This window comes from Kribbella flavida DSM 17836, assembly GCF_000024345.1.
GTDB classification, from domain to species: domain Bacteria; phylum Actinomycetota; class Actinomycetes; order Propionibacteriales; family Kribbellaceae; genus Kribbella; species Kribbella flavida.
Window position 1 is genome coordinate 4,137,777 of record NC_013729.1, and the last position, 23,672, is coordinate 4,161,448.

The window sequence follows — 23,672 nt, forward strand, 5'->3', positions numbered from 1 at the left end:
CCGTGCCGACCATCGCCCTGCAATCCATCAGCAAGTCGTACGGCGTGGGCCCGCTCGCCGTGCAGGACCTCGACCTGACCATTCCCGACGGCTCGTTCACCTGTCTGCTCGGCCCGTCGGGCTGCGGCAAGACCACCACGCTGCGGATGATCGCCGGACTCGAGCACCCCACCGCCGGTTCCATCACGGTCGGCGGCCGGGTGCTCGACTCGGTCGAGCAGGGCACCTTCGTGCCGACCGAGCGGCGCGGCATGGGCCTGGTGTTCCAGAACTACGCGCTCTGGCCGCACCTGACGGTGCGCCGCAACGTCGAGTTCGGCCTGCGGGTACAGAAGGTGCCGGCCGCCGAACGGCGGACCCGGGTCGACGCGGCGCTGGCGATGATGCAGATCGCCACCGTCGCCGAGCGCTACCCGTCCCAGCTGTCCGGCGGGCAGCAGCAGCGGGTGTCTCTGGCCCGGATGCTCGCGGTCAACCCTTCGGTCCTGCTGCTGGACGAACCACTCTCGAACCTGGACGCCACGCTGCGGCTGGAGATGCGGGCCGAGCTGAAGCGGCTGCACGAGGAGACCGGCCACACGATCGTCTTCGTCACCCACGACCAGCTGGAGGCAATGACGATGGCGACCCAGGTCGCGGTGATGAAGGACGGCGTCCTGCAGCAGCTCGCTCCCCCGATGGACGTGTACCACCGCCCGGCCAACGTGTTCGTCGCCGCCTTCGTCGGCAGTCCGCCGATGAACCTCGCGCCCTGCGATGCGGAGGGCGACGGCCTCGGCGGTCTTGCCCGCCAGTACCTGCAACTGGCCCAGGTCGGGCCGGTCGACCGGGTCGCCACGGTCGGCGTCCGCCCCGAGGCGGTCCGCGTCGTCGATGCCGGCCACCCCGGCAGTGAGCGGGAGTTGGCGTTCGACGGCCAGGTCCGGGCGGTGCTGCCGACCGGGGCGGCCTGGACGGTCTCGCTGACGGTCGGGTCCACCGAGCTGTACCTGGTCTCCACCGACGAAGTCGACGCGACCACGGGCAACACGATCCGCTGCGCGGTGCAACGCAAGGCCCTGCATGTCTTCGGCCCTGACGGCGACCGCCTCAACCTGGGCAGTGGCCGGGACGCCGAGCGCGAGGAGGTGGCCCAGTGGGTCAGCTGATCACGCCCGAGGCCCTGCTGCTCGACTTCGGTGGCGTGCTGGTCGCGACCACCGGGCGCCCGGGCTGGGCCGGCGAGCTGGCTGCCGAGCTGTCCGACCAGCTGAGCCGCGCCGGCACCCCGGAGCTGACCGTCGACGAGATCCGCACCGACCTGGAGGCCGGCGCCGCCGCGGACTCGTACTGGAAGAACGCGATGTCCCGGCCGCCCACACCCCGCGAGCTGACCCATCGGGAGTTCTGGACCGACTTCGTCGCCGCCGACTGGCCACCCGGTCCGCGGGCCTGGGTGACCGCGCACGCCTCGGTGCTCTGCCGGCGGATGGGCGAACTGCGCCAGCACCGGGCCCACCGCGAGGGCATCCCGGAACTGCTGGACACCGCGGCCGCCGCCGGCATCCCGGTCGGGGTCGTGAGCAACGCGCTCAGCGGGGCCGTGCACCGCGACTACCTGGAGCGGACCGGGCTGGTGAAGCAGCTCGCGGTGCAGATCTACAGCGACGAGATGGGGATCCGGAAACCCCATCCCGAGCTGATCCTGCTCGCCGCCCGCGCGCTCGGCGTACCGGTCGGCCGGACCTGGTACGTCGGGGACAACTTCGACCGCGACGTGCTCTGCGCCCGGCGGGCCGGCGCCGGCGCGGCCGTCCTGATGGAGGCCCCGGGCACCTATCAGCGCCCGTACGCCGTGCGGGCGGTGCCCGACGCGATCGTCCCGGACCCCGTCGCCCTTCGCACGCTGCTGCTCGAAGCCCTCTGACCACTACTGCCCAGGGAGTCCGATGACGACCACACCAGGTACTGACGCACGCCCCGATCCGGAGCTCACGGCGTCCTCGCGCGAGCTGCGGGAGCTGGCCGGCCAGGCCGTCCGGCTGGTCGCCGACGACCTGCGCGCCGCCTTTCGCGGTGCCATCGCCGTGCAGTACAAACGCGACCGGCACGACCCGGTCACCGAGCACGACCGGCGGGCCGAGAAGGCGATCGCCGAGCTGCTCACCGGTCGCGCCCCGGGCAGCACCGTCGTCGGCGAGGAGGACGGAACGTCGGCCGGGAACGGCGCGGTCACCTGGTACGTCGACCCGATCGACGGTACGGCGAACTTCGCCCACGGACTCGCCTTCTTCTGCACCTCGATCGGCGCGGTCGTGCACGGCCGGATCGTGGCCGGTGCGGTTCTCGACCCGGTCGCGGACCACCTGTTCACCGCCGACCTGACGGGCGCGTGGCTCAACGGCCGGCCACTGCGCTCCCGCGGGGTCATCGAGGAGGCGCAGGCTCTGCTGATCACCAGCTACCCGAACGCGCGCGCACTCGAGTCCGACGGCACCGAAGGTCTGGCCTGGTTCGGGGAGCTCGTTGCCGGCTACGGCACGGTCCGGCGCCCGGGCAGTGCGGCCCTCAGCCTGTGCCACGTCGCCGCCGGCTGGGCCGACGCCGCCCTCGGGACGTCGGTCAGCGCCTGGGACATCTGCGCCGCCCGGCTGATCGTCGAGCAGTCCGGCGGCCGGTACCACGGCTTCGGCGGATCGGGCTGGGACCAGCCGGGCTACGCCGCGCACACCGCCGACCTGGAACCGACGGTGCTGCGCGGATTCGTCGACGCCTTCCCGGCGCGTCCGGACGGCGAGGCCCAGGCATGACGCCGCAGCTGCGCTACCCGTGGCTGGTGACCGATCTCGACGGCACCCTGGTCGACCGGGACCTGGAGATCCCGGCCCGCAACCTGGAGGCAGTGGACCGGTACCGCGCGGCCGGCGGCACGGTCACGATCGCGACCGGGCGCAACGAGCGATCGGCCGGCCGGTACCACGCCCAGCTCGGTCTGGACACCCCGCTGATCCTCTACAACGGCGCCCGGATCGTGGATCTCGCCTCGGGCCGGCGTCTGCTGGATCTGACCCTGGGCGAGGCGTGGCCGCTGGTCGCGGCCCGAGCGCTGCCCCGGCTGCCGAGCGCGGTCGGCGCCGTCGGCTTCCACGACCTCGACGCCTACGTGCTCAAGCCGGCGCCGGCCCTGACCCAGTACGCCGGCCGCGACCAGATCCAGCTGGTCGAAACCGCACCGCCGGGGTCCCCCACCAAGCTGATGCTGATCGCCGAGTCACCGGGTGAGCTGGATCAGGTCGCCGAGCTGATCGCGTCGGTGACCATCGCCGTGCGACTGGTCAGGTCCGAGAAGACCTACCTGGAGATCCTGCCCGCGAACGCCGACAAGGGCAGCGCACTGCGGGCGCTGGTGGCGTCGGCCGGCGTGTCCCTGGACCAGGTTGCCGCGGTCGGCGACAACCCCAACGACCTGGAGCTCATCCAGACCGCGGGTCTCGGTGCGGCCGTGGCCGACGGCCATGCGGAGGTGGTCCGGACCGCCGACGTCGTCGTCGCCGCGTGCTCCGACGCGGCCGTCGCCGACCTGATTGACCGCTACCTTCTGTGCTGACGACCCGGCTCAGTGGCGGAAGCCGGTTTCGGCGTCGCGGATCAGTTCGTGGGCCGCGTCGACGACGTCCCGGTCGGACTGGTGGGCGCACTGCCGGAGCATGCCGAGCGCTCGGTCGGCGCCGATCGAGTAGCGCTCCATCAGCAGGCCGACCGCCTCGCCGATCAGGTCGCGGGTCTCGACGGCGGTCAGCAGCTGTTCGGTCCGCTGGGCCCAGGCGTACGCGACCGCCGCCTGGATGGCCAGCGCTTGGCCGGCCTGCTCGTCCTCGGCGGTGAAGCCGTCGGGGTCGAGCGTGTACAGATTGAGGACACCGAGCGTGCGGTCGTCGACGTACAGCGGGAGGCACAGCACGCCGGTGACGCCCAGCTCCAGCACCGGTACGGCGAAACGCGGCCAGCGCTCGTCATCGGCGAGCCGGGCGGCCCGGACGGTCTGGCGGGAAGCCAACGCGTCCAGCGACGGGCCCTCCCCGAGGTCCGTCAGCACCGCGCCGATCCGCATCGCCAGCTCGCTCGACGCGGCCTTGACGTCGACGCGCTCGGGGCCGGCCGGAAGGGTCACCGAGCCGGCGACGACGGGCGGTAGCAGCTCGATCGCCCCGCGCACCGCCTCCTTCAGGACGGCGTCGGGCTCCTCGGTCTCCTGCAGCGTGCGGGCGAGCTTGCCCAGGTCAGCGGCGAACTCCGTCGAACCGGCCGTCGGCCGGTGCGGCGGTCGATCCGACCGTTGCCGCTGCTGCGGGATCTCCACCGAAATGCCCCCAACCCTTTCCTCCTGCCTACCACCCCCGGCCGGTACCGTCCAGGCAAGCGGCGCGCCCTCTTCTCCGGGCTCGGCCGGGGCGCCCGGCGGTCAGCGGCCGCGGGTGCGGAGGTGGTAGCGGCGTTCGGCGTAGGCCAGGTCGTCGCGCCACAGCCGGCCCGCGGCCCAGCGCATCGCCGGCCGCAGCGCGGGCGCCGCGTGCCGGGCGACCGCGAAGCCCGGCCGGTCCGACGCGGCGACGGTCGCCTCGATCACCGCCGTTCTCGGGCGCCCGTCGGGACCCGGGCCCAGCGGGGTGGCGTGAGTCTCGACGACACTGCCGGCGCCCTCGCCCTCGGCGATGCGCATCACCACGGTGCGAGGTCCGGGGCAGGTGAACTCGGCCCGGACCGGAACGCCGATCGGTCCACCCAGCCGGAAGGTGACGTCGACGACGAACTTGTCGTCGCCCGCGTCGTCACCGCCCTGAGGCAGCTCGCGCACCCGCAGGTCGGAGAACGAGTACGGGTGGAACCAGGCGCCGTGCCACGGGTCCAGCCGGTTCGCGACGATGTCGATCGGTTCGCACTGCCCCGACATCGTGGCCACCGCGTCGAGGCAGGCACCCGCAGGCCGCTCCGGCACCAGCGGCAGGTCGGTCGGCTCCTCTCCCCCGACACGGTCGAGCCGCACCCAGCACAGCACGCCGTCGTCGTGGCTGGGATAGGCCAGCCAGCCGGTCCGGTCGTCGTCGTCACCGACGCTCAGGCCGTGCCAGCGGCAGACCACTCGCCCGCACTCGACCTTGCCCAGCGCGAGCGGCGCACCCAAGTGGGGGCAGGCTCCTGGCCCGACCCGCAGTGTTCCGTCCGGACACCGCCAGGCGACCAGCTCGGTACCACCGACCTCCGCGCCGAACGGCGTCTTCGTGCCGACGTCCCGGCTGGCGGCGAACACGAACCAGTTGCCCGAAGGCCGCACGGACGCCCGCTTGACCGCCGCCTCGATCAGCGCCGGCGAGGCGTCGCGGTACGTCGGCTGCTGCCGCGCCCAGGGTTGTCTCGGCAGCCACTGGAGCGGCCAGCGGTCCGGCCACCGGCGCCCGATCGCTGTGGACACCTCGTGTGTCCTGCCCATACCTACTCCTTCTCCGATCGAGGTCGTGAGAACCAGTGCAGCGGGTTGAGCCGGCCGTAGTCCGGGACGGTGAACAGCTCCTGCCCGGGCAGGCCGAACCCGGCGAGCAGCAGGTTCGCCGCGTGCGTGCCGGTCGTCGCCGCCCGTTCCATCAACGCGACCGGCAGATCGATCCGGATGCCGTCGCCGGCCAGGACCAGCCCGTCGTCCGGCGTACGGACCGTGGGGCGTTCGGCGAAGCTGCCCGGGGCGAACAGCGGGCAGTCCTCGCGCCACAGCGACCGCGAGTCCACCACCTCGGCCGCCTCCGACTCCGGGTAGATCAGGTGCAGCTGCCGCTCCAGCTCACGGCTCAAGGCGGGCACGACCGCATCCCGGTCGGCGCCGGGAGCCGCGGCCGCGTACGCGTGCAGCTCGACGACCGCTCCCCGACGCTCCAGCGCCCAGTGCAGCGCCTCGGACTCGTAGCGGTCGAGAACGGAGATGTTGTCCAGCGGCCCCCACCCGCCTGTCCCCAGGAACGACGGCCGGTGCGGTGCCAGCGGCCGATCCAGCCACAGCCGGTGCACCAGGAACGGCGGGGCCGTCCTCAGCCGGGCGACGTTCTCCCGCCAGCCGGGATCGCCCAGCTCGGGCGACGCCTGGACGACGTCCCGCAGCGCCCGGGGATCGGTGGCCAGCACGACCCCGTCGGCATCGACGGCGCCGTCGCCGGTGTGCACGCGGTACTTCCGTTCCCCGCCGGGCTCGACGGTGTGCACGGAAGTACCGGTCCGCACGTCCACCCCCAGCTCCGCGAGGTGGCCGCCCAGCGGATCCCACAGGCTGATCGCGAACGTGTCCGTCGGTACGTCGAACAGCAGTCCTTCCGACGAGCCGAGGAAGTACAGGTGGAACATCACCGCGAGCTCGGCCGCGGACAGCTCCTTCGGCGACGCGAAGAAGCTGCGGGAGAACACCTCGAACGCCAGGTGCCGCGCCGCGGGCGGGAAGTTGATCGCGTCGAGCAGTTCCTCCGCGGTGGTGCCGTCCAGCTGCTCGTAGATCCGGGGCACCCGGACGGTTGCCAGCGGCAACGCTGCGCGGGCGTTCAGCCGGAGCAGGTCCGGGACCGAGAAGGTCGGGCTCTTCACCGCGAAGGCGAGCGCGTTCCACGGCGGCCGGCGCGGAATGCCGCGGAACGTGTCGGTGCGTCCCTCCGGATCCATCAACGGGTAGTCGGCGACCGGCGTGAGCCGCTCCAGCGCCGGGTCGGTGCGCGCGAGCAGCCGACGCAGGTTGTAGTACTGCCGGAAGAACGCGTGGAAGCCGCGGCTCATCGTGACGGTCGAACCGTCGCCGAGCTGGTCCGGCCAGGCGCCCACCCGGCCACCGAGGTACGGCTCTCGCTCCACCAGGACGACGCCGACTCCGCGCTCGGCCAGCACTGTCGCCGCGGACAGCCCGGCGATGCCGCCGCCGACGACCACGACGCGGGGTTGGCGCGCGCCGCGAGGACCAGTGGCCGCAGGCACCGGGTGCCGGACGATCCGCCGGTCGGAGCCGGCCCACGGAGGCCGGCCGCCGGTCACGTCGGCTCCCCGGCCGAGGGTGCGGTGCCCAGGAAGGTGTGCGCGACTCCGCGCTGCCAACCGCCCATCGGGGCCACGGAGACCTCGGTGAAGCCGGCCCGGACGAGTCGCTGCTGGAAGCTCCGCGCGCCGTCGAAGTGGTTCACGCTGCTGCGCAGGTGACGGTAGAGCGCCGCGTCGCCGCTGCCGAGTCTCCCGGCGGGGATGACGATGCCCCAGCACACGGCGTTCCACACCGCCCGGGCGAGGCGCGAATCGGCCACGGAGTACTCGTGGATCGCCAGCCGTGCACCCGGCTTCAGCAGTCCCCGCAGCTTCGCCAGCCCGGCGTCGGGATCGGCGAGGTTGCGGATCAGGTACGCCGCCAGGCAGGCGTCGAAGGGGCCGCCGAGCTCGGCCGGGTCGAGGTCCTCGACCGTGCTGTGCACGAACCGCACCGACGTCGGGAATCCCTTGGCCTCGGCCTGGGCGAGCATCTGCCGCGAGGCGTCGAAGGCGACGATCTCGGCCAGCGGCGCCACCGCCAGCACCGCGGCCGTCGAGGCGCCGGTCCCGCAGCCGGCGTCCAGGAGTCGCAGGCCGGCGCCCGCTCCGGGGAGCCGGAGGCGCGCGGCGGACAGCCGGAGCTGGCCGTGGTAGCCCGGGTTCGCGCCGACCAGCCGGTCGTAACTGTGGGCCGCGCCGTCGAAGGCCGCAGGGACCTCCGCGCGCGGCAGTCCGTCCGAACGCTGCGCTGCACTCATCGGTCGGCCTCATCTCGTTCGGGGTGGTGACGGGCGGCGGGTCCGAGCCGCTCCCAGGCGAGCAGGGCGCCGGTGACGAGCGCGAAGCCGAACACGAAGTCCTCGACCGGGATGTCCCAAGGGAACCGCAGGCCGGTGATGTGGTTGTCGTCGTACAGCACGATCGGGGCGTCCAGCCGGGTCAGCCAGCCGTCGACCGGGATCTGGAAGCCGAAGACGATCACCATGCTGATCCAGTACGCCGGACGCCGGAACAGGCCGGTCCGCAGCCAGCGCAGTTCCAGCACGACCACCGCGATCGCCGCGACGACCGCCGGCAGGGTGTAGCCGAGACCTCTCATGGCCGCACCTGCTCACGCCGCGTCCGGCGGTACCGGCCGATGCGTTCGAGCATGAGGCCGACCGTCTCGTAGGTGAGCAGCCCACAGGTCGGCACCACGACGAAGAACACGAACTCCTCGACCGGGATCCGGAACGGCAGGCTCCAGCCGGTCAGGTACTGCGGGTTGTAGCCCCAGACGCCGCCGGCGATCGCGATCGCGTCCCAGACCAGGAAGATCGTCACGACCGGCAGCAGCGCGAGCAGCCACCGCCGCGGCCGTCGGTAGACCCGGGCGCCGAGCAGCTCCAGCGGCAGCGTGATCGCGACACAGGCCGCCATCACCAGCAAGTAGTGCCAGCGGTCCACAGCGCTCCTCCCTTCCGGCCGGTCCGGTGCGGGAGACGCAGCGTGTTGTCATCGTGCACCGGCTGGACTCCCCCGGTACAGCCGGCGCGCGACGATGCCCTTCGCCAGTGCCGCTCCGGCCACGGTCGCCTTGCGGAAGCCGTGCACGTGCGCGCGCCGGGAGAACACGTCGTGACCGGCCGCCTCGATCCGGTCCAGGATCTCCGAGTACAGCACGTACGCCGTTCGCACGCACGGCCGGGAGATCGGCGACAGCATCGCGATGCCCGGCCGGGCCTGCGCGTAGACCGCCCGGGTCGCCGCGATCTGCGCCCGCAACGCCTCGGTCATCCGCGGCTCCGTCCGCCGGTTGGCGACGCACCAGCCGATCAGCTCGTCGTCGACCCCGTGGGCGGCGAGCTCGTCGAGCGGCAGGTAGACCCGGCCGCGCTCGTAGTCCTCGGCGACGTCGCGCAGGAAGTTCGTCAGCTGGAAGGCCAGGCCGAGCGCGGCGGCGGCCGGTGCGGCCTCGGCGCGGGACGTCACCGTGCCGAGCACCGGCAGCACCTGCAGGCCGATCACCTCGGCCGACCCGCGGGTGTAGCGGTACAGGTCGGCCCGAGTCGGGTACCGCTCGACGGTGAGGTCCATCCGCATCGAGGTCAGGAAGTCGTCGAACAGGTCGCGGCCGATGCCGAACCGCCCGGCGCAGTCGACCACCGCGGCGATGATCGGGTCCTGGCTGCGGCCGTCGTCGAGGCCATGGCCGAGCGCCTGCGCCACCTGCTCCAGGGAGGCCGCCACGTCGGCCGGGGTCGCGCCGGCCGGCGGCACGTCGACGACGTCGTCGGCGAACCTGGCGAACCCGTACAGTGCGTGCACAGCCGGGCGCTGGGCCGGCGCCAGCATCCGCGTCGCCAGGAAGTAGGTCTTGCCGTGCTCGGCGTTCAGCTGCCGGCAACGCGCGTACGCTTCCCGCAGCCGCGGCTCTTTGATGCCCGCGGCATCGAGCTCCCCAGTCATCGTCCGGCTCCCGTCCTGCGGTCGTTGCGGTTGCGCACCGGACCGGTGACCCGGTCGGCCGCCAGCCGTCCCGAGATCAGTGCGGTCGGTACGCCGACCCCGGGGACCGTGCCTCCGCCGGCCAGCACGACGTTCTCGGTCCGCCGCGGGAAGTTGCCCGGCCGGAACGGCCCGGTCTGGCGGAAGGAGTGCGCGTAGGCGAACGGCGTACCGTCGACCATGTCCGCGCGGGCCCAGTCCGCCGGGGTGATCAGGGCCCGCGCCGAGATCGTTGCCCCCAGCCCCGGTGCGAGGCGTTGCTCGACCAGCTCCACCAACTGGTCGGCGTACGCCTCGCCGTGGCGGTCCCAGTCGCGGACCTGCCCGGTGCCGAGGTTCGGCACCGGCGCGAGGATCGACAGGGTGTCGCGGCCGGGCGGCGCGAGGCCCGGATCGGTCGCGGTCGGGCGGGTGATCAGCAGCGACGGGTCCTTCATCAGCTCGCCGGTCCGGATCAGCTGGTGGAACGTCGACTGCCACGCGTCGCCGAACGAGATCGTGTGGTGCGCCAGCTCCGGGCGCCGCTGCGACAGCCCCGCGTGCAGCACGACGGCCGAGGGCGCCGCCTGCAACGCAACGACGCGACGGGGTCCGCCGCCGAGCAGCCGGTACGTGGTCGGCAGTTCGGTCGTGAGCACGACCGCGTCGCAGGCGAACCGCCGGCCGTCGGTCGTGCGGACCGCGCTGACCCGGCGCCCCGACCCCTCCAGGTGGTCCACGGTCGCGCCGTAGTGGAACTCGACGCCGGCCTTCTCCGCGGCGTCGGCCAGCGCGTCGGGCAGCGCGCTCATCCCGCCGGCCGGGAAGTACACGCCGTTGACCGTGTCCATGTAGGTGATGACGCCGTAGAGCGCGAGCGCCGACCGCGGCGCCTGCCCGACGTAGAGGGACTGGAAGGTGAACACCCGGCGCAGCCGCTCGTCGGTGATGAACCGGCCGATCATCGGCTCCAGCCGGCGGAAGCCGCCGAGCGCCACCAGGTGGGCCAGCTGCGGCGAGAGCATCGACAGCGGGGAGTCGAAGTTGGCGCCGATGAAGCGGTCGAACTCCACCCGGTACAGCGTCTCCAGCCAGCGCCGCAGCCGGCGGAACCCGGCCGCCTGCTCGGGCCCAGCGAAGGCTTCGATCGCGGCCGCCATCGCGTCGGCGTCCCGGTGCACCAGCAGGTTGCTGCCGTCGGCGAAGCGCGCGTCGTACGCCGGATCCAGCTCGGTGAGGCGCAGCAGCCCCGTCGTACTGGCACCGACCGCGGCCAGCGTCTCCTCGATCAGCTCGGGCATGGTCAGCACGCTGGGACCGGTGTCGAAGTGGTGCCCGTCGACCTGCCGCCGACCGGCTCGGCCGCCCGGTACGTCATCGCGCTCCACGACGGTGACCCGACGCCCGCGGCCGGCCAGCTGCAGGGCGGCGGCGAGCCCGGAGAATCCCGCGCCGACCACGACGACGTGATCGGTCGGCCCGGTCACGCGACGCATCACCGGAGCCTCCGCGGGGCAGCTGCCGGCGTCATCGCGTCCGCTGCGTGCATCGGTCGGCCAGGACGGTCAGCGCGGCCCGGGGAGCCGACGGCACGCCGGGTTCGTCAGCGAGCGTCGTCACCGCGGCCTCGACGCGTTCGGCGATCATCTTCTCGACCAGCTCGTCGGCGCCGGTGTCGACGATGAGGCGCTGCCACGCCTGGATCCAGCGCTCATCGATCACGCCCGGCAGCGGGCGCCCGGCGGTCAGCCGCCGCAACTCCCGGCGCTCGGTGTCGCCGGCGAGCTCACCGGCCGCGACCACGATCGTGGTCGCCTTCGCCTGGTACAGGTCGTCGCCCAGCGGCTTCCCGGTCACCAGCGGATCACCGAAGACGCCGAGCAGGTCGTCCCGCAGCTGGAACGCCTCGCCGATCGCCGTCCCGTACTGCCGTAGCGCGGCCAGCACCTGCGGGGAGCAGCCGGCCGCGACAGCGCCGAGCTCCAGCGGCCGCAGAACGGTGTAATTGCCCGACTTGCGGCGGGCGATGTCCAGCACCGCGTTGAGGGAGGGCGCAGCGCTGTTCTCGTTGAGCAGGTCGCTGAACTGTCCGACAGCCAGTTCGCTGCGCAGCAGGTCGTAGACCGGAAGTGCCTTGGCCAGCGACTCGGCCGGCAGGCCCGACTCCCGCAGCATCCGCTCGGCCCACACCAGGCACAGGTCACTCAGCAGCACGGCCGCCGACCGCCCGAACTGCGCACCGACGGGCCGCCGCTGACGCTCGGCCCAGTGCGCCAGCTGGACGTGAACCGTGGCACTTCCCCTTCGCGTCGCTGAGTCGTCCATCACGTCGTCCTGGATCAGCGCGAAGGCGTGCAGCAGCTCCAAACTGGCAGCGGCACGGGCCGCGGCGTCGGACTCGGGCCGGCCGCAGAGCCACCCGAGGTAGGCGAACGTCGAGCGGACGAACTTGCCCTGGCCGACGAACCCGGTCAGCACGGCACGCAGGATGCCGGTGTCGGCGACGGTGAAGTGCTCGTCGCACCGCTGCGCGGCGTACGTGCAGACCAGCGCGCGAGTGGCGCCCACGCGGGACTCCAGCCAGCGGTCAGGCGCGGTGGGAGCGTGCCATGGTGCGACCTGGTCAACCAAGGTGGGTCCTCCAACGTCCGGGTCAGGGCCGCCGACGGGCCCGTCGCGGTCGAAGTGCCCGCCGGTTCCCCTGCGACCGGCCGGCCAAACCGAACCTGTGCGGCGGGGCCCGTGGCGTCCGGCTCAGACTAGCGGCGTGCATAACTTTCGCCTAACTTCTGCCGTAGCCTGGCAGGGACGGAAACGAGGTGACAGGCGATGGCACAACCCCAGCTCCCCCCGGCGGCGGCCTGGCTGGACGACCGGCTCGGCATCGCGAAGCTCGGCAAGAAGAACCTGCGCAAGGTCTTCCCGGACCACTGGTCGTTCATGCTGGGCGAGATCGCGCTCTACAGCTTCGTCATCCTGATCCTCACCGGGGTCTTCCTGGCGCTGTGGTTCACGCCGTCGATGGCCGAGGTCGAGTACCAGGGCTCGTACAGCCTGCTCAAGGGTCTGGCGATGTCGGAGGCGTACGAGTCCACGCTGAGGATCTCGTTCGACGTGCGCGGCGGTCTGCTGATGCGGCAGATCCACCACTGGGCCGCCGTGCTGTTCGTCGCGGCGATGAGCGTGCACCTGCTGCGGGTCTTCTTCACCGGCGCCTACCGCAAGCCGCGGGAGCTGAACTGGCTGATCGGGATCGCGATGCTGTTCTTCGGCATCGTCGAGGGCTTCATCGGCTACAGCCTGCCCGACGACCTGCTCTCCGGCACCGGCCTGCGGATCTCCCAGGGCCTGGTCCAGGCCACCCCGGTGGCCGGCAGCTGGCTGGCGTTCTTCATCTTCGGCGGCCAGTTCCCCGGTGACGACTTCGTCGCCCGGTTCTACACCGTGCACGTGCTGCTGCTGCCCGGCATCATTCTCGCCCTGGTCACCGTGCACCTGATCCTGGTCGTCTACCACAAGCACACCCAGTTCCCCGGCCCCGGCCGGACCGAGAAGAACGTGGTCGGCTACCCGCTGCTGCCGGTGTACGCCGCGAAGGCCGGCGGCTTCTTCTTCGTCGTGTTCGGGGTGCTGGCGCTGATGGGCGCCCTGCTGCAGATCAACCCGGTCTGGCTGTACGGCCCGTACAACCCGGCCGAGGTGACCGCCGGCTCCCAGCCCGACTGGTACATGGCGTGGCTCGATGGCGCGGTCCGGCTGATGCCGGGCGTCGAGTCGGAGTTCTGGGGCGTCACGATCAGCTGGAACATCGTCGTACCGGCACTGGTGATGCCGCCGCTGTTCATCGGGTTCGTCGCGCTGTTCCCGTTCATCGAGCAGCGCTTCACCGGCGACCGGCGCGAGCACCACCTGCTCGACCGGCCGCGCAACGCGCCGACCCGGACCGGCATCGGCGTGGCGATCATGGTCTTCTACGGCATCCTCTGGCTGAACAGCGGCAACGACCTGATCGCCATCCACTTCGGCCTGTCGATCAACGCGATCATGTGGTTCTGCCGGATCGCGGTCTTCGTCGGGCCCGTGCTCGGCCTCGTCATCACCCGCCGGATCGCGATCTCGCTGCAACGCGCCGACGAGCAGCGGCTCGAGCACGGCCTGGAGACCGGCGTCATCGTGCGCTCGCCCGACGGCGCGTACTCCGAGAAGCACAGCCCGATCTCGACGTACGAGGCGTACGCCCTCACCGCCCACCGGCAGCCGCCGGCGGCGGACGAGACCACCGACGACCTGCCGGCGAAGAAGGCCTGACCGCCTGGCGCCCGGTTATCCGGCCGCCAGGTTTCCGACGATCAGGTCGCTCAAAGCCGTGACGGCGTCGTCCGTGGTCGCGCGGTCATGGTTGAGTTCGGCGGCGATCGCCTCGGCCGCGCCGAGGACGCCGACGCAGCGCAGCTTCAGCGCGTCCACCGACAGGCTCGAGTACGGCGCCATTGCACCGGCCATCAACTCGACGTAGTCGTCGAGCAGGTCGTGCTGCATCGCCTCGGCCTCCGGATTGCCCTTCAGCGCGGCGGAGACGGCCGCGAACTCCGGCATGTCGGTCGCGCACGCGAAGTACGCCGTACTCATCACGTGGGCCACCGCGCCGGCGGCTGGATCGGCCGCCGCGAGCGCCTCGGCCAAGGCGGATCGATGCCGCTCGTCGAGTCGCCGGTAGAGCTCCAGCAGCAGGCCGGTGCGACTGCCGAAGTGGTCGTACACGATCGGCCTGCTCACTCCGGCCGCCTCGGCGAGCGTGACCAGTGTGAGGCCGTCGGTTCCCCGGGCGCGAACGATGCCCAGGCCGGCGTCGAGCAACTGCTCGCGCCTGGCCTGCTTGGACATCCGGGTCGGTGCTGCCGTCATGGATCCTCCTTGCGTTCCGGGGTCAGCCTAGGCTACAAAGTGTAGGTTACAAAATGTAGCTTTCGCTGATCGAGAGGACACCATGGAGACGGAACCTGTACTCATCCTGGGCGGTTCGGGCCAGGCGGGCGCGAGCACCGGCGAGCTGCTGCGGCAGTGGCACCCGAACCTGCCGCTGACGATCGCGGGCCGGAGCCTCGACCGCGCGCAGCGGGTGGCCGACGAGCTGGGCGCCGCGAACGCGGTCACGATCGACCTGGCCCGCGCCGATCTCGGCCTGCCTGCGGGTCACAGCCACTCCGCGGTGGTGGCCACACTCTGGGACAACCACCTGAACGGGTTGCGGTACGCGCAGGACCACGGTGTGCCGTACGTCAGCATCTCCAACGGTCTGGTGGAGATCGCACCGGAGGTTGTCGCGGGCGGCCAGCGACCGAACACGGCGCCCATCCTGCTGGCCAGCCACTTCTGCGCGGGCTCCGTCCTGCTCGCCACGGTGCACCTGGCCCGGAAGTTCGCCCGGGTCGACTCGATCCGGGTCGGCGCCCTGCTGGACGAGGTCGACGCCGGCGGACCGGCCGGGCTGGCCGACCTGGAGCGCCTGGCGACAGCCTCCTCGGCAGGACTCGTCCGCCGGGACGGGGTCTTCACCTGGATCCCCGAGGCCGACGCGCGGGTCGACGTGCGCAGCATCGACGGCACGATGGTGCCCGGGCAGCAGATCGCCGTGCTCGACGTGCCAGGTCTCGCGCTCGCAACGGGCGCGGCCGACGTCCAGCTGGCGTTCGCCGTCGGTGAGTCCGCCGGCCGGCGACGTGGCGAGCACCCGTCGATCGAGATCCGCATCGACCTCGACGGGGCCGACGAAACCGGCGCGCCGCTCAGCACCAGCCAGTACCTGGTCCACCCGGCCGGCCAGCGGCCGCTGACCGCGCTCGGCATCGCACTCGGGGTGGAACGGCTGATCGGTCTGCGTGGCGAGCCCGTCGCCCCGGGCATCTACACCCCCGAGGCGCTGACCGACCCGGCCTTCGCGGTCGAGCGGCTGACGGAGCTCGGCGCGAGCTTCGTCAGCGCGGACACGCCCGCGCTGAAATAGCTGTGGCGGGGTTGTCGAATCCGGGACGGCCCCGTTCGTCGGTGGGGCACAACCGACCCCGGAGAACGGAGTACAGCGATGACAACCCCGGAGAACCTGCCGAAGGTGGTGTCGCGGGAGCAGTGGCTGGCCGCGCGCAAAGAGCTGCTGGTCAAGGAGAAGGAGGTCACCCGGCTGGCGGCCGCCGTCAACGCCGAGCGGCGGCGGCTGCCGATGGTGCGCATCGACAAGCCGTACACCTTCGACGGGCCGAACGGGCGGGTCAGCCTGCTCGACCTGTTCGAAGGGCGGCCGCAGCTGGTCATGCACCACTTCATGTGGACCTACGACATCGATGCCGACGGCACCGAGCACCCCCGCGACACCGGCTGCTCCAGCTGCTCGTCGGCCGCCGACCAGATTCCGGCCAGGCTGAGTCAGCTGCACGCCCGGAACACCTCGCTGGTGGCGGTGAGCCGGGCGCCGTACGAGAAGATCGCCGCGTTCCGCTCCCGGATGGGCTGGACCTTTCCGTGGTACTCCTCGGCCGGCGGCGACTTCAACTACGACTTCCACGCCACCGTGGACGACCGGGTCGCACCGGTGCAGATCTACCTGCGCGGCGAAGCGGAGCTGGCCGCCGCCGGCATGCCGTTCGACCGGACCATGCGCGGGGACTGGCCGGGCATCAGCGCGTTCCTGCGGGTCGGCGACGAGGTGTTCCACACCTACTCGACGTTCGGCCGCGGCATCGAGCAGTTCCACAACGGTTATCCCTACCTGGATCTCACCGCCCTCGGCCGGCAGGAGCACTGGGAGGAGCCGAAGGGACGCGCGGTGCCGCTCGGCCGGCAGGTCGGCGGGCCGGGGATGCGCCTGCCCGACGAGTACGACGTCTGATCCCCGGCGCGGCCCGACGACCGTGGCACAGTGGTGGTCGCGTCACCGGAAGAGGTGTGAAAGAGGTGCGAGCACGATGAGGTACGTGCTGCTGATCTGGCACGGCGAGGAGCACTCGGAACCGCCGGAGGAAATCGGCGCCTGGCCGGAGCACCAGGCCTGGCTCGCCGACCTGGAGACGCGCGGCCTGCGCCAGGGCGGCGCCAGGCTGCGCCCCGCCGCCACGACGAAGGTGCAGGTGCGCGACGGCGAGATCCTGGTCTCCGACGGCCCGTACGCCGAGACCAAGGACCTGATCGGCGGCTTCGTGCTGATCGACTGCGAGCACCTCGACGAGGCGCTCGAGGTCGCCGCCGGGCACCCGTTCGCCAAGTTCGGCACCGTCGAGGTCCGGCCGGTGTGGGAGTGAGCGACGCCGTCCAGGCGGCGGTCGCCGAGGCGTTCGCCGCAGAGTGGGGTCAGGTCGTCGCGACGCTGATCCGGGTGACCGGGGACTGGGACCTGGCCGAGGACTGCGCGGCGGACGCGTTCGCGGTGGCGCTGGAGCGGTGGCGGCGCGACGGCGTACCGCGCAGCCCGGGTGCATGGCTGACCACCACGGCCCGGAACCGGGCGATCGACCTGCTCCGCAGGGAGGCGACCGGGGCGGCGAAGGCCCGCGAGGCGGCCGTGCTCAGCCGGGCCGTCGACGCACCGGTCGAGCCCGACGAGGTGCCGGACGACCGGCTGCGGCTGATCTTCACCTGCTCCCACCCGGCGCTGCCGTTCGAGGCGCGGATCGCGCTGACGCTGCGCACGCTGGCCGGGCTGACGACCGCGGAGATCGCGCGGGCGTTCCTGGTGCCGGAACCGACCATGTACCAGCGCATCACCCGGGCGAAGAAGAAGATCCGCGAAGCCGGCATTCCGTACCGCGTACCGCCGGCGCACCTGCTGGCCCAGCGGCTGAACGCTGTGCTCGCGGTGATTTACCTGCTGTTCAACGAGGGCTACACGGCCAGCGAGGGCGCAGACCTGGTGCGGCACAATCTCAGCGCCGAGGCGATCCGGCTGGGCCGGCTGCTCGTCCGGCTGCTGCCCGAACCGGAGGCGCAGAGCCTGCTCGCGCTGATGCTGCTGCACGACGCGCGGCGGCCGACCCGGGTCGATGCGGCGGGCGGGTTGATCACCCTCGACCAGCAGGACCGCTCGCGCTGGGACGCGGCCAAGATCGCCGAGGGCTTACGGCTGCTGCCGGCGACACCTGGCCCGTACCAGCTCCAGGCGGCGATCGCGGCCTGCCACACCACAGCGCGGAGCGTGGAGACAACTGACTGGCCGCGGATCGTGCGCCTCTACGACGACCTGCTCGCGATCGCCCCGTCGCCGGTCGTCCGCCTCAACCGCGCGGTCGCTGTCGCGATGGTCGAGGGCCCGGCAGCGGGACTCGCGCTGGTCGACGAACTGGCGGCGTCCGGCCAGCTCGCCGGCTACCACCTCCTACCGGCCACCCGCGCCGAGCTGCTCCGCAGGCAAGGCTCGTACGAACCCGCAGCCGCGGCGTACCGGGACGCTGTGGAACTGGCATCCACCGACGCGGAGCGGGACTACCTAAGAGCCCGGCTCGCGGAGATCGAGCCCTGAACTCACCTTTGCCACGGCTGTTGTCCGGGGGCGGCGGAGGGTGATCGCGGTGGTGGCGGCGGCCAGGAGCAGGGCGATGGTGCCGACGAGTTCGGCGAGGCGGTAGCCCTGGACGAAGGCGGTGCGGGCCGCGTCCAGGAAGGCGCGGGACGCGTCGTCGGTCGGCGAGTTCGTGATTCCGGCGAGGGTGTGGTGGGCGCTGGTCCACAGCTCGGCGGAGACGCCCGGCGGCCGGGACTCCGGCAAGGAGCCGCGGTAGACCGCGAGCACGATGCTGCCGAGAACGGCGATACCCAGCGCGCCGCCGAGGTCCGCGCTGGTCTCCACCAGCGCGGAGGTCGCACCGGCGCGTTCCGGTGGCGCGGCGGAGACGGTCAGGTCGGTGGCCTGGAGGTACACGCCGGCCAGACCGACGGAGAGCACGACGAATCCGATCACCACGATCCACACCCCGCCCGCCTGTACCTGCGTCAGCAGGCCGAAGCCGATCGCGCTGATCAGCAGACTGCCCGACATCCCGTACGCCGTACTGACGCGCCGGGTGATCAACGGCGCCGACACCGAGGTGACCAGATAGGCGACCGTGCCCGGCAGCGACGCCAACCCGGCCTCCAGCGGCGTCAGCCCGAGCACCAGCTGCAGGTACTGCGCGGTGACGAACTGCGTGCCGTAGAGCACGAAGAATGTCAACGCCAGCACGACCAGCGGCAGACTGAACGCAGCCGAGCGGAACAGCGCCAAGTCGATCACCGGATGCGCCAACCGTCGTTGCCGGCGGACGAACCCGTACGCCAGCCCGACGCCCACGGCCATCACCACGCCGTACTCCGGCCGCGGGCCGCTCTCCGCGATCCGCTTCATCCCGGACACGAACGCCAGCACCGCGGCCAGCGACAGCCCGGCGCTGACCAGATCGACGCGCGGGCGCTCACCACCCCGGAACTCCGGAAGCACGAACGTCGCCGTCGCGAGCAGCAGCACCATCACCGGAAGCGCGATCAGGAACACCGATCCCCACCAGTACTGCGCCAGCAGCAGCCCACCGACGAGCGGACCGGCCAGGCCGCCCAGCGCGAAACTTCCCGTCCACACGCCGAGCGCGATCCGCCGCTGTCCGGGGTCGGCGAACATCGTGCGGATCAGCGCCAGCGTCGACGGCATCAGCGTCGCACCCGCCACCCCGAGCAGCACCCGTGCGGCGATGAGCAGCTCAGGACTCGGCGCGAACGCGGCCACCGCGGAGGCGATCGCGAACAGGGCCGCACCGGCCAGCAGCAGCCGTCGCCGGCCGATGCGGTCACCGACCATGCCCATCGTCATCAGCAGGCCGGCCACCACGAAGACGTAGCTGTCCACGATCCACAACTGCTGCGCCCCGGTCGGACGCAGGTCGGCGGTGAGCTCGGGCACGGCGAGGTTCAGCACCGTCGCGTCCATCGAGACCACCGCGCAGGGCAACGCCAGCACGGCCAGTCCGCACCACTCCCGGTACCCGGCGCGCATGCTCACCACCACCTCACGTGTCACGGCATAAATGAAGTCATGACGTTACGTGAAGGCTCGGCCCTCCTGCAACGTCATGAGTGCCGGAAAGGCGTTACTCTGGTGAGGTGTTCATCGAAGGTCTGCCCCCCGCCACGGTGGTCGCCGTGGTCAACGGATGGGGCTCGGAGCCTCGCCGCGCGGGCCACCGGCAGGAACTGCCGCCGTTGCCCGACGCGCTCCTGCCGCCCTGGGCCGAGGCGGACGACGCCGGGCTGGAGTGGGCTGCCGACAGGCTGTTCCCGATCTTCGCCAGCACGGATCTCACTGAGCGCGCCGAGTCGCTCGCCGCCGTCCTCGACCGTACGAAGGTCCGGCCGACCGTCCGGTACGACGCCGAGGGCTTCGCCTCCCCCTGGCTGGTCGAGCCGCGGCACGCCGTACTGGCTGCCGCCGCCTTGACTCTTCGGACGCAGTTCGCCGAGCACGATCCCGCTCGGGTCGGCCTGTGCTCGGCCGGCAACTGCGCGGACGTCTACATCGACGTCTCGGCGCGAGCCCACCGCCGGTTCTGCTCGGTCACCTGCCAGAACCGGACCCGGACGGCCGCCTACCGCCGCCGCAGATCAGCGACGCCCTGACGCTTCGAGCAACGCGACGGTCCGGGTGACGTCGGGCAACCCGTTGATCTCGGTCTGGATGCGCTGGGCCGCGCGACGGTGGTCCTGGTCGGCGAGCACCTCCGTCACCGTCGCGGCGACCTCGTCCGGGCCGACCGTGACGGCGTCAAGCACCCGGCCCAGCCCGAGTTCCAGGCAGCGCTGGGCGTTGTGCGGCTGGTCGGCACCGAGCGGCAGCAGCACCGACGGGAGACCGTGAGCCAGAGCGCCGAGCAGACTGCCGGAACCGCCGTGCGAGACGACCAGGTCGCAGTACGGCAGCAGTTCCTCCTGGGGGACGAAGCGCTCGACGCGGACGTGGCCCGGCTGGGGGCCGAGTGCCGCAGGATCGTTGCGCTCGCCAACGGTCACGACAACCTTCGCCGGCACCTCACGCAGACCGGCGAGCACCCGGGAGAACAGGTCGTCGGTGTCCGGCCGGAAGACCGTGCCCAGCGTGAAGTAGACCGTCGGGGTTTCTCGCACGGCAGCGATCGGTACGACGTCCGCGGTCCGGTAGGAGAAGGCGGTCTGCGGCAGCGGGAAGTCGGGGCTGCGGAAGCTCGGCGGGAACGGCGAGAGCACCAGCTCCCGGTCGAGCATCGCGAGCCCGGGATCCGGCGGCAGACCGTACTCCGCCCGCAACTGCCCCAGCGGCTCGGCCAGGAGTTCCTTGCGCACCAGCGATCCGGCGGCGAGCACCAGCACGGTCGCGCACGGAATGCCGAGCCGCTCGGCGGCGATCGCGGACCCGAAGTCCGCCTCGTCCCGCACGATCACGTCCGGCCTCCACTCCCCCGCGAGCTCCAGCAGCGCGGCCGCGTGCCGACGGGCTCCGGACCGCCCGAACGCCGCGGCGAAGTGCCGCTCCTCCGCCGCCGGATCCACCGCCACCAACGGTTCCGGCGCAGCCGGCGGCGCGTCGGCCACCCGTGGCCCACTGGTGGGAAACGCCACGAACCCCGCCGCCTCGACCACCGGCGTCACCTTGCCGGACCCCGCGACCGCCACCGTGTGCCCGGCCGCCTCCACCGCCCGAGCCACCGCGACCAACGGCCGGAAGTGTCCACTTCCGCCGATGAACGTGAACAAGACCCGCATCCGCGTCACCCTACCCAGCCCGGCCGGCTGCTGCCGTGCCTGCCGCGGTGGAGGCCGGCCTACTTCTCCGCGGGACCGCGGAGGACCACGTAGCCGAACAGCACTGCCATCACGGCGAAGCCGGCCCACATCGACTGCTGCCAGCCGTCGACGAACGACTCCTGCGCCGCGCGCACCAGCGCGTCCGCCTGCGGTCCGGCTCCGGGTGCGGCCGCGATCGCGTTGGCCACTCCCTCGCGGGCGGTGTCAGCGGTCCCGTGGGGCACGCCCGGGACCGCGGTGAGCCGGGCGTCGATGGCACTGCGGTAGCCGGCGGACAGGACCGCGCCGAGCAGCGCGACCCCGAGCGCCGTACCGAACTCCCTGGTGACGTCGTTGAGCGCCGACGCGACGCCTTGGCGCTCGCGCGGCAACGCGCCGGTGATCGCCTCGGTCGACGGCGTCATCGACAGGCCCATGCCGAGTCCCATCGCCAGCATCCCGGCCAGCATCGAGAGGTAGCCGCCGTCGACCGAGACGAACACCGCCATCAAGGCCAGTCCCACGGCCCCGAGCAGGATCCCGGACGCCATCGTCGAACGACGTCCGATCCGCGCGGCCAGCCTCGGGGCCAGGCCGGAGGCCAGCATCATCAGCAGTGCCATCGGCATCAGCGCGAGCGTCGACCGTAGCCCGGACCAGCCGAGCACCGCCTGGAAGAACGGGAAGAGCACCACGAAGATGCCCGCCAGGACGCCGAAAACGGCCAGCAGCGACACGGACCCGCTGGCGAGTCCGCGCTCGCGGAAGAGCCGTACGTCGAGCAACGGGGCCGGCTGACGCAGCTCCCACGCGACGAAGCCGACACCGGCCAGGATGCCGACCAGCAAGCTCAGCAGGGTGACGGGCGCCGTCCATCCCTCTTCGGGGCCCTCGTGCAGCACGAAGATGAGCCCGAGCACCGCGACCACCGAGGTCAGCGATCCGACCAGGTCGAACCGGTGCTCGGCCTGCTCCCGCGAGTTCGGCACGGACCGCGCCGCCGCCACAGCCGCGGCGAGCACGAGCACGACCGGCAGGACGAAGAGCCAGCGCCAGGTCGCCACGTCCACCAGTACGGCGGACAGGAACATGCCCAGGATGCCGCCACCACCGGCGACGCCGGACCACACGCCGACCGCCTTCGAGCGTTCCGCGTCCGGGAAGGTCGAGGTGATGACGGCGAGCGTGACCGGCATGATCATCGCCGCGCCCACTCCGCTGAGCAGCCGGGCGGCGAGCATCACCTCGGTCGACGTGGCGAGACCGGCCGCGGCGCTCGCGACGGCGAAGACGGCCAGGCCGGTGAGCAGCACAGGCTTGCGGCCCCAGCGGTCCCCGATCGCGCCGAGCGGCAGCAGCAGTGCCGCCAGGGTGATGGTGTAGATGTTGATGATCCACAGCACCGTGGTCTGCGAGGCGCCGAACTCGACGGCGAGCTCGGGCTGGGCGACGTTCAGCCCGGACACCGACGCGATCACGGCCATCAACGCGATGCACACCGCGATCAGAATGGCCCGGCGCTGACGGGGGTCGTGAATGGTCGTCTCCGGCTGAACATGCTCGTTCGTGGTCATGGATTCCTTTCCAGGGCAGGGGACATCGGCGCCGGAACCTGAGCCCGGCGCTGGTACTGCGGGTTTGCAGCTAGGGCGTGTCTCTCAATTCCGCGCAGTAGGCGGGGAATCGGGAGACGCTCCCTAGCTGCGCCGGGTCGCGCGGACGACGACGTCGTGCAGCAGGACCTCTCGGCCGCCGGGAGCCGTCAGCGTGCGGCGCGGCTCCTCGGCGGTGACGATCTCCCAGTCGCGAGGATTCAGCCGGGCCGAGACCGACGCAGCGGTGGCCGACGCCTCCGCCGGGTGGTGATGCGCCTCGGCGGAACCGCGGTGGTTGCCTGCGGAACCGTGATCGTTGCCTGCGGCACCGTGCGTGTGCAGGTGTCCGACGATCAGCAAGGTCCCGCCGGGCGCCACCCACCGGGCGATCCGGTCGTAGAACTTCAGCTGTGGGATCGCCGGATGCGCGTAGTGCGTCGTCACCAGGTCGTACTGCGTCTCCGGCTGCCAAACGCTCAGATCCGCCTCGACCCACCGCACCTGCTGCGACATCCCACGCGGAGCAGACCGTTCCTCGGCCCGCGCCAGCGCCTCGGCGGAGATGTCTACCGCCGTGACCTGCCAGCCGTGCTCGGCCAGCCAGATCGCCTCCGCCCCGGTGCCACAGCCGGCATCCAGCGCCGACCCCGGCACCAGCTCGCCGAGCTCCCGCGCCAGGTACGGGTTCGGCGGATGCTCGGCCCCGGAGCCGTCAGCCGGCCTCTCCTGCCAGTGCTTGTCCCAGTACTGCTTGTCGAACGTGTCGGTCATCCGCCGGCCTTCCCTTTCCCGGGTGCGTGTGTTCCTGTCCCGAGCGTG

24 protein-coding genes are annotated in these 23,672 nt (G+C 72.0%); 10 read left to right on the plus strand and 14 right to left on the minus strand.

Annotation, left to right across the window (positions count from 1 at the left end; all coding sequences use genetic code 11):
- The first annotated feature begins 2 nt into the window (after window positions 1-2).
- The 4 genes from KFLA_RS19135 to KFLA_RS19150 are packed head-to-tail and all read left to right on the plus strand — an operon-like array spanning window position 3 to window position 3,586.
- Window positions 3-1,148, plus strand: coding sequence for an ABC transporter ATP-binding protein (locus tag KFLA_RS19135; RefSeq protein WP_012921461.1), 1,146 nt, complete (start codon window positions 3-5; stop codon window positions 1,146-1,148).
- Window positions 1,136-1,906: an HAD family hydrolase gene (locus tag KFLA_RS19140; protein WP_012921462.1), complete on the plus strand. Its 771-nt coding sequence runs from the start codon at window positions 1,136-1,138 to the stop codon at window positions 1,904-1,906. The genes KFLA_RS19135 and KFLA_RS19140 overlap by 13 nt, the downstream gene beginning before the upstream one ends.
- 22 nt (window positions 1,907-1,928) lie before the next feature.
- Window positions 1,929-2,789 (plus strand): inositol monophosphatase family protein, encoded by an 861-nt coding sequence (locus KFLA_RS19145; protein ID WP_012921463.1) that lies wholly within the window; start codon window positions 1,929-1,931, stop codon window positions 2,787-2,789.
- The gene (locus KFLA_RS19150) at window positions 2,786-3,586 is read left to right on the plus strand and encodes a Cof-type HAD-IIB family hydrolase (RefSeq protein WP_012921464.1); all 801 of its coding nucleotides are present in this window, start codon (window positions 2,786-2,788) and stop codon (window positions 3,584-3,586) included. Before KFLA_RS19145 ends, KFLA_RS19150 begins: the two co-directional genes overlap by 4 nt.
- Window positions 3,587-3,595: 9 nt before the next feature.
- Here KFLA_RS19150 and KFLA_RS19155 read toward each other — a convergent pair whose 3' ends face one another.
- From KFLA_RS19155 to KFLA_RS19195, 9 genes are all read right to left on the minus strand, one after another.
- Window positions 3,596-4,339 (minus strand): GAF and ANTAR domain-containing protein, encoded by a 744-nt coding sequence (locus KFLA_RS19155; protein WP_012921465.1) that lies wholly within the window; start codon window positions 4,337-4,339, stop codon window positions 3,596-3,598.
- Between the two features lie 102 nt (window positions 4,340-4,441).
- Window positions 4,442-5,467: a Rieske (2Fe-2S) protein gene (locus KFLA_RS19160; protein ID WP_012921466.1), complete on the minus strand. Its 1,026-nt coding sequence runs from the start codon at window positions 5,465-5,467 to the stop codon at window positions 4,442-4,444.
- Window positions 5,468-5,469: 2 nt separating this feature from the next.
- Window positions 5,470-7,038 carry an FAD-dependent oxidoreductase gene (locus tag KFLA_RS19165; protein ID WP_012921467.1) on the minus strand — a complete coding sequence of 523 codons (1,569 nt, stop codon included), beginning with the start codon at window positions 7,036-7,038 and terminating at the stop codon, window positions 5,470-5,472.
- Window positions 7,035-7,781 (minus strand): class I SAM-dependent methyltransferase, encoded by a 747-nt coding sequence (locus tag KFLA_RS19170; protein WP_012921468.1) that lies wholly within the window; start codon window positions 7,779-7,781, stop codon window positions 7,035-7,037. Before KFLA_RS19170 ends, KFLA_RS19165 begins: the two co-directional genes overlap by 4 nt.
- On the minus strand, window positions 7,778-8,122 hold the full coding sequence (locus KFLA_RS19175) for a lycopene cyclase domain-containing protein (protein WP_012921469.1): 345 nt from the start codon (window positions 8,120-8,122) through the stop codon (window positions 7,778-7,780). The genes KFLA_RS19170 and KFLA_RS19175 overlap by 4 nt, the downstream gene beginning before the upstream one ends.
- A complete protein-coding gene (locus KFLA_RS19180) occupies window positions 8,119-8,469 on the minus strand; it encodes a lycopene cyclase domain-containing protein (RefSeq protein ID WP_012921470.1) in 351 nt (116 codons plus the stop codon). Before KFLA_RS19180 ends, KFLA_RS19175 begins: the two co-directional genes overlap by 4 nt.
- A 48-nt stretch (window positions 8,470-8,517) precedes the next feature.
- Window positions 8,518-9,471 carry a phytoene/squalene synthase family protein gene (locus KFLA_RS19185; RefSeq protein ID WP_012921471.1) on the minus strand — a complete coding sequence of 318 codons (954 nt, stop codon included), beginning with the start codon at window positions 9,469-9,471 and terminating at the stop codon, window positions 8,518-8,520.
- On the minus strand, window positions 9,468-10,985 hold the full coding sequence (gene crtI / locus KFLA_RS19190; RefSeq protein ID WP_012921472.1) for a phytoene desaturase family protein: 1,518 nt from the start codon (window positions 10,983-10,985) through the stop codon (window positions 9,468-9,470). The genes KFLA_RS19185 and crtI overlap by 4 nt, the downstream gene beginning before the upstream one ends.
- A gap of 31 nt (window positions 10,986-11,016) precedes the next feature.
- A complete protein-coding gene (locus KFLA_RS19195) occupies window positions 11,017-12,057 on the minus strand; it encodes a polyprenyl synthetase family protein (protein WP_202796990.1) in 1,041 nt (346 codons plus the stop codon).
- Between the two features lie 261 nt (window positions 12,058-12,318).
- Between KFLA_RS19195 and qcrB the strand changes: the two genes are divergently transcribed.
- Window positions 12,319-13,797 carry a cytochrome bc1 complex cytochrome b subunit gene (qcrB, locus tag KFLA_RS19200; protein WP_012921474.1) on the plus strand — a complete coding sequence of 493 codons (1,479 nt, stop codon included), beginning with the start codon at window positions 12,319-12,321 and terminating at the stop codon, window positions 13,795-13,797.
- A 15-nt stretch (window positions 13,798-13,812) separates the two neighbouring features.
- On the opposite strand, the gene KFLA_RS19205 is transcribed toward qcrB, so the two are convergent.
- Complete coding sequence (locus KFLA_RS19205) at window positions 13,813-14,394, minus strand: TetR/AcrR family transcriptional regulator (protein WP_012921475.1); 582 nt, start codon at window positions 14,392-14,394, stop codon at window positions 13,813-13,815.
- A gap of 82 nt (window positions 14,395-14,476) precedes the next feature.
- On the opposite strand from KFLA_RS19205, the gene KFLA_RS19210 reads away from it, so the two are divergent.
- The 4 genes from KFLA_RS19210 (at window position 14,477) to KFLA_RS19225 (ending at window position 17,995) form a co-directional block, all read left to right on the plus strand.
- Entirely contained in the window at window positions 14,477-15,493 is a 1,017-nt protein-coding gene (locus KFLA_RS19210; protein ID WP_012921476.1) for a Rossmann-fold NAD(P)-binding domain-containing protein, read from the plus strand.
- A gap of 78 nt (window positions 15,494-15,571) precedes the next feature.
- Window positions 15,572-16,372 (plus strand): DUF899 domain-containing protein, encoded by an 801-nt coding sequence (locus KFLA_RS19215; RefSeq protein ID WP_012921477.1) that lies wholly within the window; start codon window positions 15,572-15,574, stop codon window positions 16,370-16,372.
- 76 nt (window positions 16,373-16,448) lie between these two features.
- A complete protein-coding gene (locus KFLA_RS19220; RefSeq protein WP_012921478.1) occupies window positions 16,449-16,781 on the plus strand; it encodes a YciI family protein in 333 nt (110 codons plus the stop codon).
- Window positions 16,772-17,995 carry an RNA polymerase sigma factor gene (locus KFLA_RS19225; protein WP_012921479.1) on the plus strand — a complete coding sequence of 408 codons (1,224 nt, stop codon included), beginning with the start codon at window positions 16,772-16,774 and terminating at the stop codon, window positions 17,993-17,995. Before KFLA_RS19220 ends, KFLA_RS19225 begins: the two co-directional genes overlap by 10 nt.
- Here the strand turns inward: KFLA_RS19225 and KFLA_RS19230 are convergent.
- On the minus strand, window positions 17,963-19,522 hold the full coding sequence (locus KFLA_RS19230) for an MFS transporter (RefSeq protein WP_012921480.1): 1,560 nt from the start codon (window positions 19,520-19,522) through the stop codon (window positions 17,963-17,965). The genes KFLA_RS19225 and KFLA_RS19230 overlap by 33 nt on opposite strands.
- 83 nt (window positions 19,523-19,605) lie before the next feature.
- On the opposite strand from KFLA_RS19230, the gene KFLA_RS19235 reads away from it, so the two are divergent.
- Window positions 19,606-20,118, plus strand: coding sequence for a CGNR zinc finger domain-containing protein (locus tag KFLA_RS19235; protein ID WP_012921481.1), 513 nt, complete (start codon window positions 19,606-19,608; stop codon window positions 20,116-20,118).
- Here KFLA_RS19235 and KFLA_RS39360 read toward each other — a convergent pair.
- The 3 genes from KFLA_RS39360 to KFLA_RS19250 all read right to left on the minus strand — a co-directional run bounded on the left by KFLA_RS39360 (window position 20,104) and on the right by KFLA_RS19250 (window position 23,624).
- Window positions 20,104-21,237 (minus strand): glycosyltransferase, encoded by a 1,134-nt coding sequence (locus KFLA_RS39360; RefSeq protein ID WP_012921482.1) that lies wholly within the window; start codon window positions 21,235-21,237, stop codon window positions 20,104-20,106. The two genes, KFLA_RS19235 and KFLA_RS39360, sit on opposite strands and share 15 nt — an antisense overlap.
- Window positions 21,238-21,296: 59 nt before the next feature.
- Window positions 21,297-22,832 carry an MFS transporter gene (locus KFLA_RS19245; RefSeq protein ID WP_012921483.1) on the minus strand — a complete coding sequence of 512 codons (1,536 nt, stop codon included), beginning with the start codon at window positions 22,830-22,832 and terminating at the stop codon, window positions 21,297-21,299.
- Window positions 22,833-22,955: 123 nt separating this feature from the next.
- Window positions 22,956-23,624, minus strand: coding sequence for a class I SAM-dependent methyltransferase (locus KFLA_RS19250; RefSeq protein WP_012921484.1), 669 nt, complete (start codon window positions 23,622-23,624; stop codon window positions 22,956-22,958).
- Window positions 23,625-23,672 lie beyond the last annotated feature (48 nt).

Coding starts and splice junctions, on each gene's coding strand:
- KFLA_RS19145 (WP_012921463.1), top strand. CDS start 1,929: ATGACGACCACACCAGGTACTGACGCACGCCCCGATCCGGAGCTCACG.
- KFLA_RS19150 (WP_012921464.1), top strand. CDS start 2,786: ATGACGCCGCAGCTGCGCTACCCGTGGCTGGTGACCGATCTCGACGGC.
- KFLA_RS19160 (WP_012921466.1), bottom strand. CDS start 5,467: ATGGGCAGGACACACGAGGTGTCCACAGCGATCGGGCGCCGGTGGCCG.
- KFLA_RS19170 (WP_012921468.1), bottom strand. CDS start 7,781: ATGAGTGCAGCGCAGCGTTCGGACGGACTGCCGCGCGCGGAGGTCCCT.
- KFLA_RS19175 (WP_012921469.1), bottom strand. CDS start 8,122: ATGAGAGGTCTCGGCTACACCCTGCCGGCGGTCGTCGCGGCGATCGCG.
- KFLA_RS19185 (WP_012921471.1), bottom strand. CDS start 9,471: ATGACTGGGGAGCTCGATGCCGCGGGCATCAAAGAGCCGCGGCTGCGG.
- crtI (WP_012921472.1), bottom strand. CDS start 10,985: ATGCGTCGCGTGACCGGGCCGACCGATCACGTCGTCGTGGTCGGCGCG.
- qcrB (WP_012921474.1), top strand. CDS start 12,319: ATGGCACAACCCCAGCTCCCCCCGGCGGCGGCCTGGCTGGACGACCGG.
- KFLA_RS19205 (WP_012921475.1), bottom strand. CDS start 14,394: ATGACGGCAGCACCGACCCGGATGTCCAAGCAGGCCAGGCGCGAGCAG.
- KFLA_RS19210 (WP_012921476.1), top strand. CDS start 14,477: ATGGAGACGGAACCTGTACTCATCCTGGGCGGTTCGGGCCAGGCGGGC.
- KFLA_RS19215 (WP_012921477.1), top strand. CDS start 15,572: ATGACAACCCCGGAGAACCTGCCGAAGGTGGTGTCGCGGGAGCAGTGG.
- KFLA_RS19220 (WP_012921478.1), top strand. CDS start 16,449: ATGAGGTACGTGCTGCTGATCTGGCACGGCGAGGAGCACTCGGAACCG.
- KFLA_RS39360 (WP_012921482.1), bottom strand. CDS start 21,237: ATGCGGGTCTTGTTCACGTTCATCGGCGGAAGTGGACACTTCCGGCCG.
- KFLA_RS19245 (WP_012921483.1), bottom strand. CDS start 22,832: ATGACCACGAACGAGCATGTTCAGCCGGAGACGACCATTCACGACCCC.
- KFLA_RS19250 (WP_012921484.1), bottom strand. CDS start 23,624: ATGACCGACACGTTCGACAAGCAGTACTGGGACAAGCACTGGCAGGAG.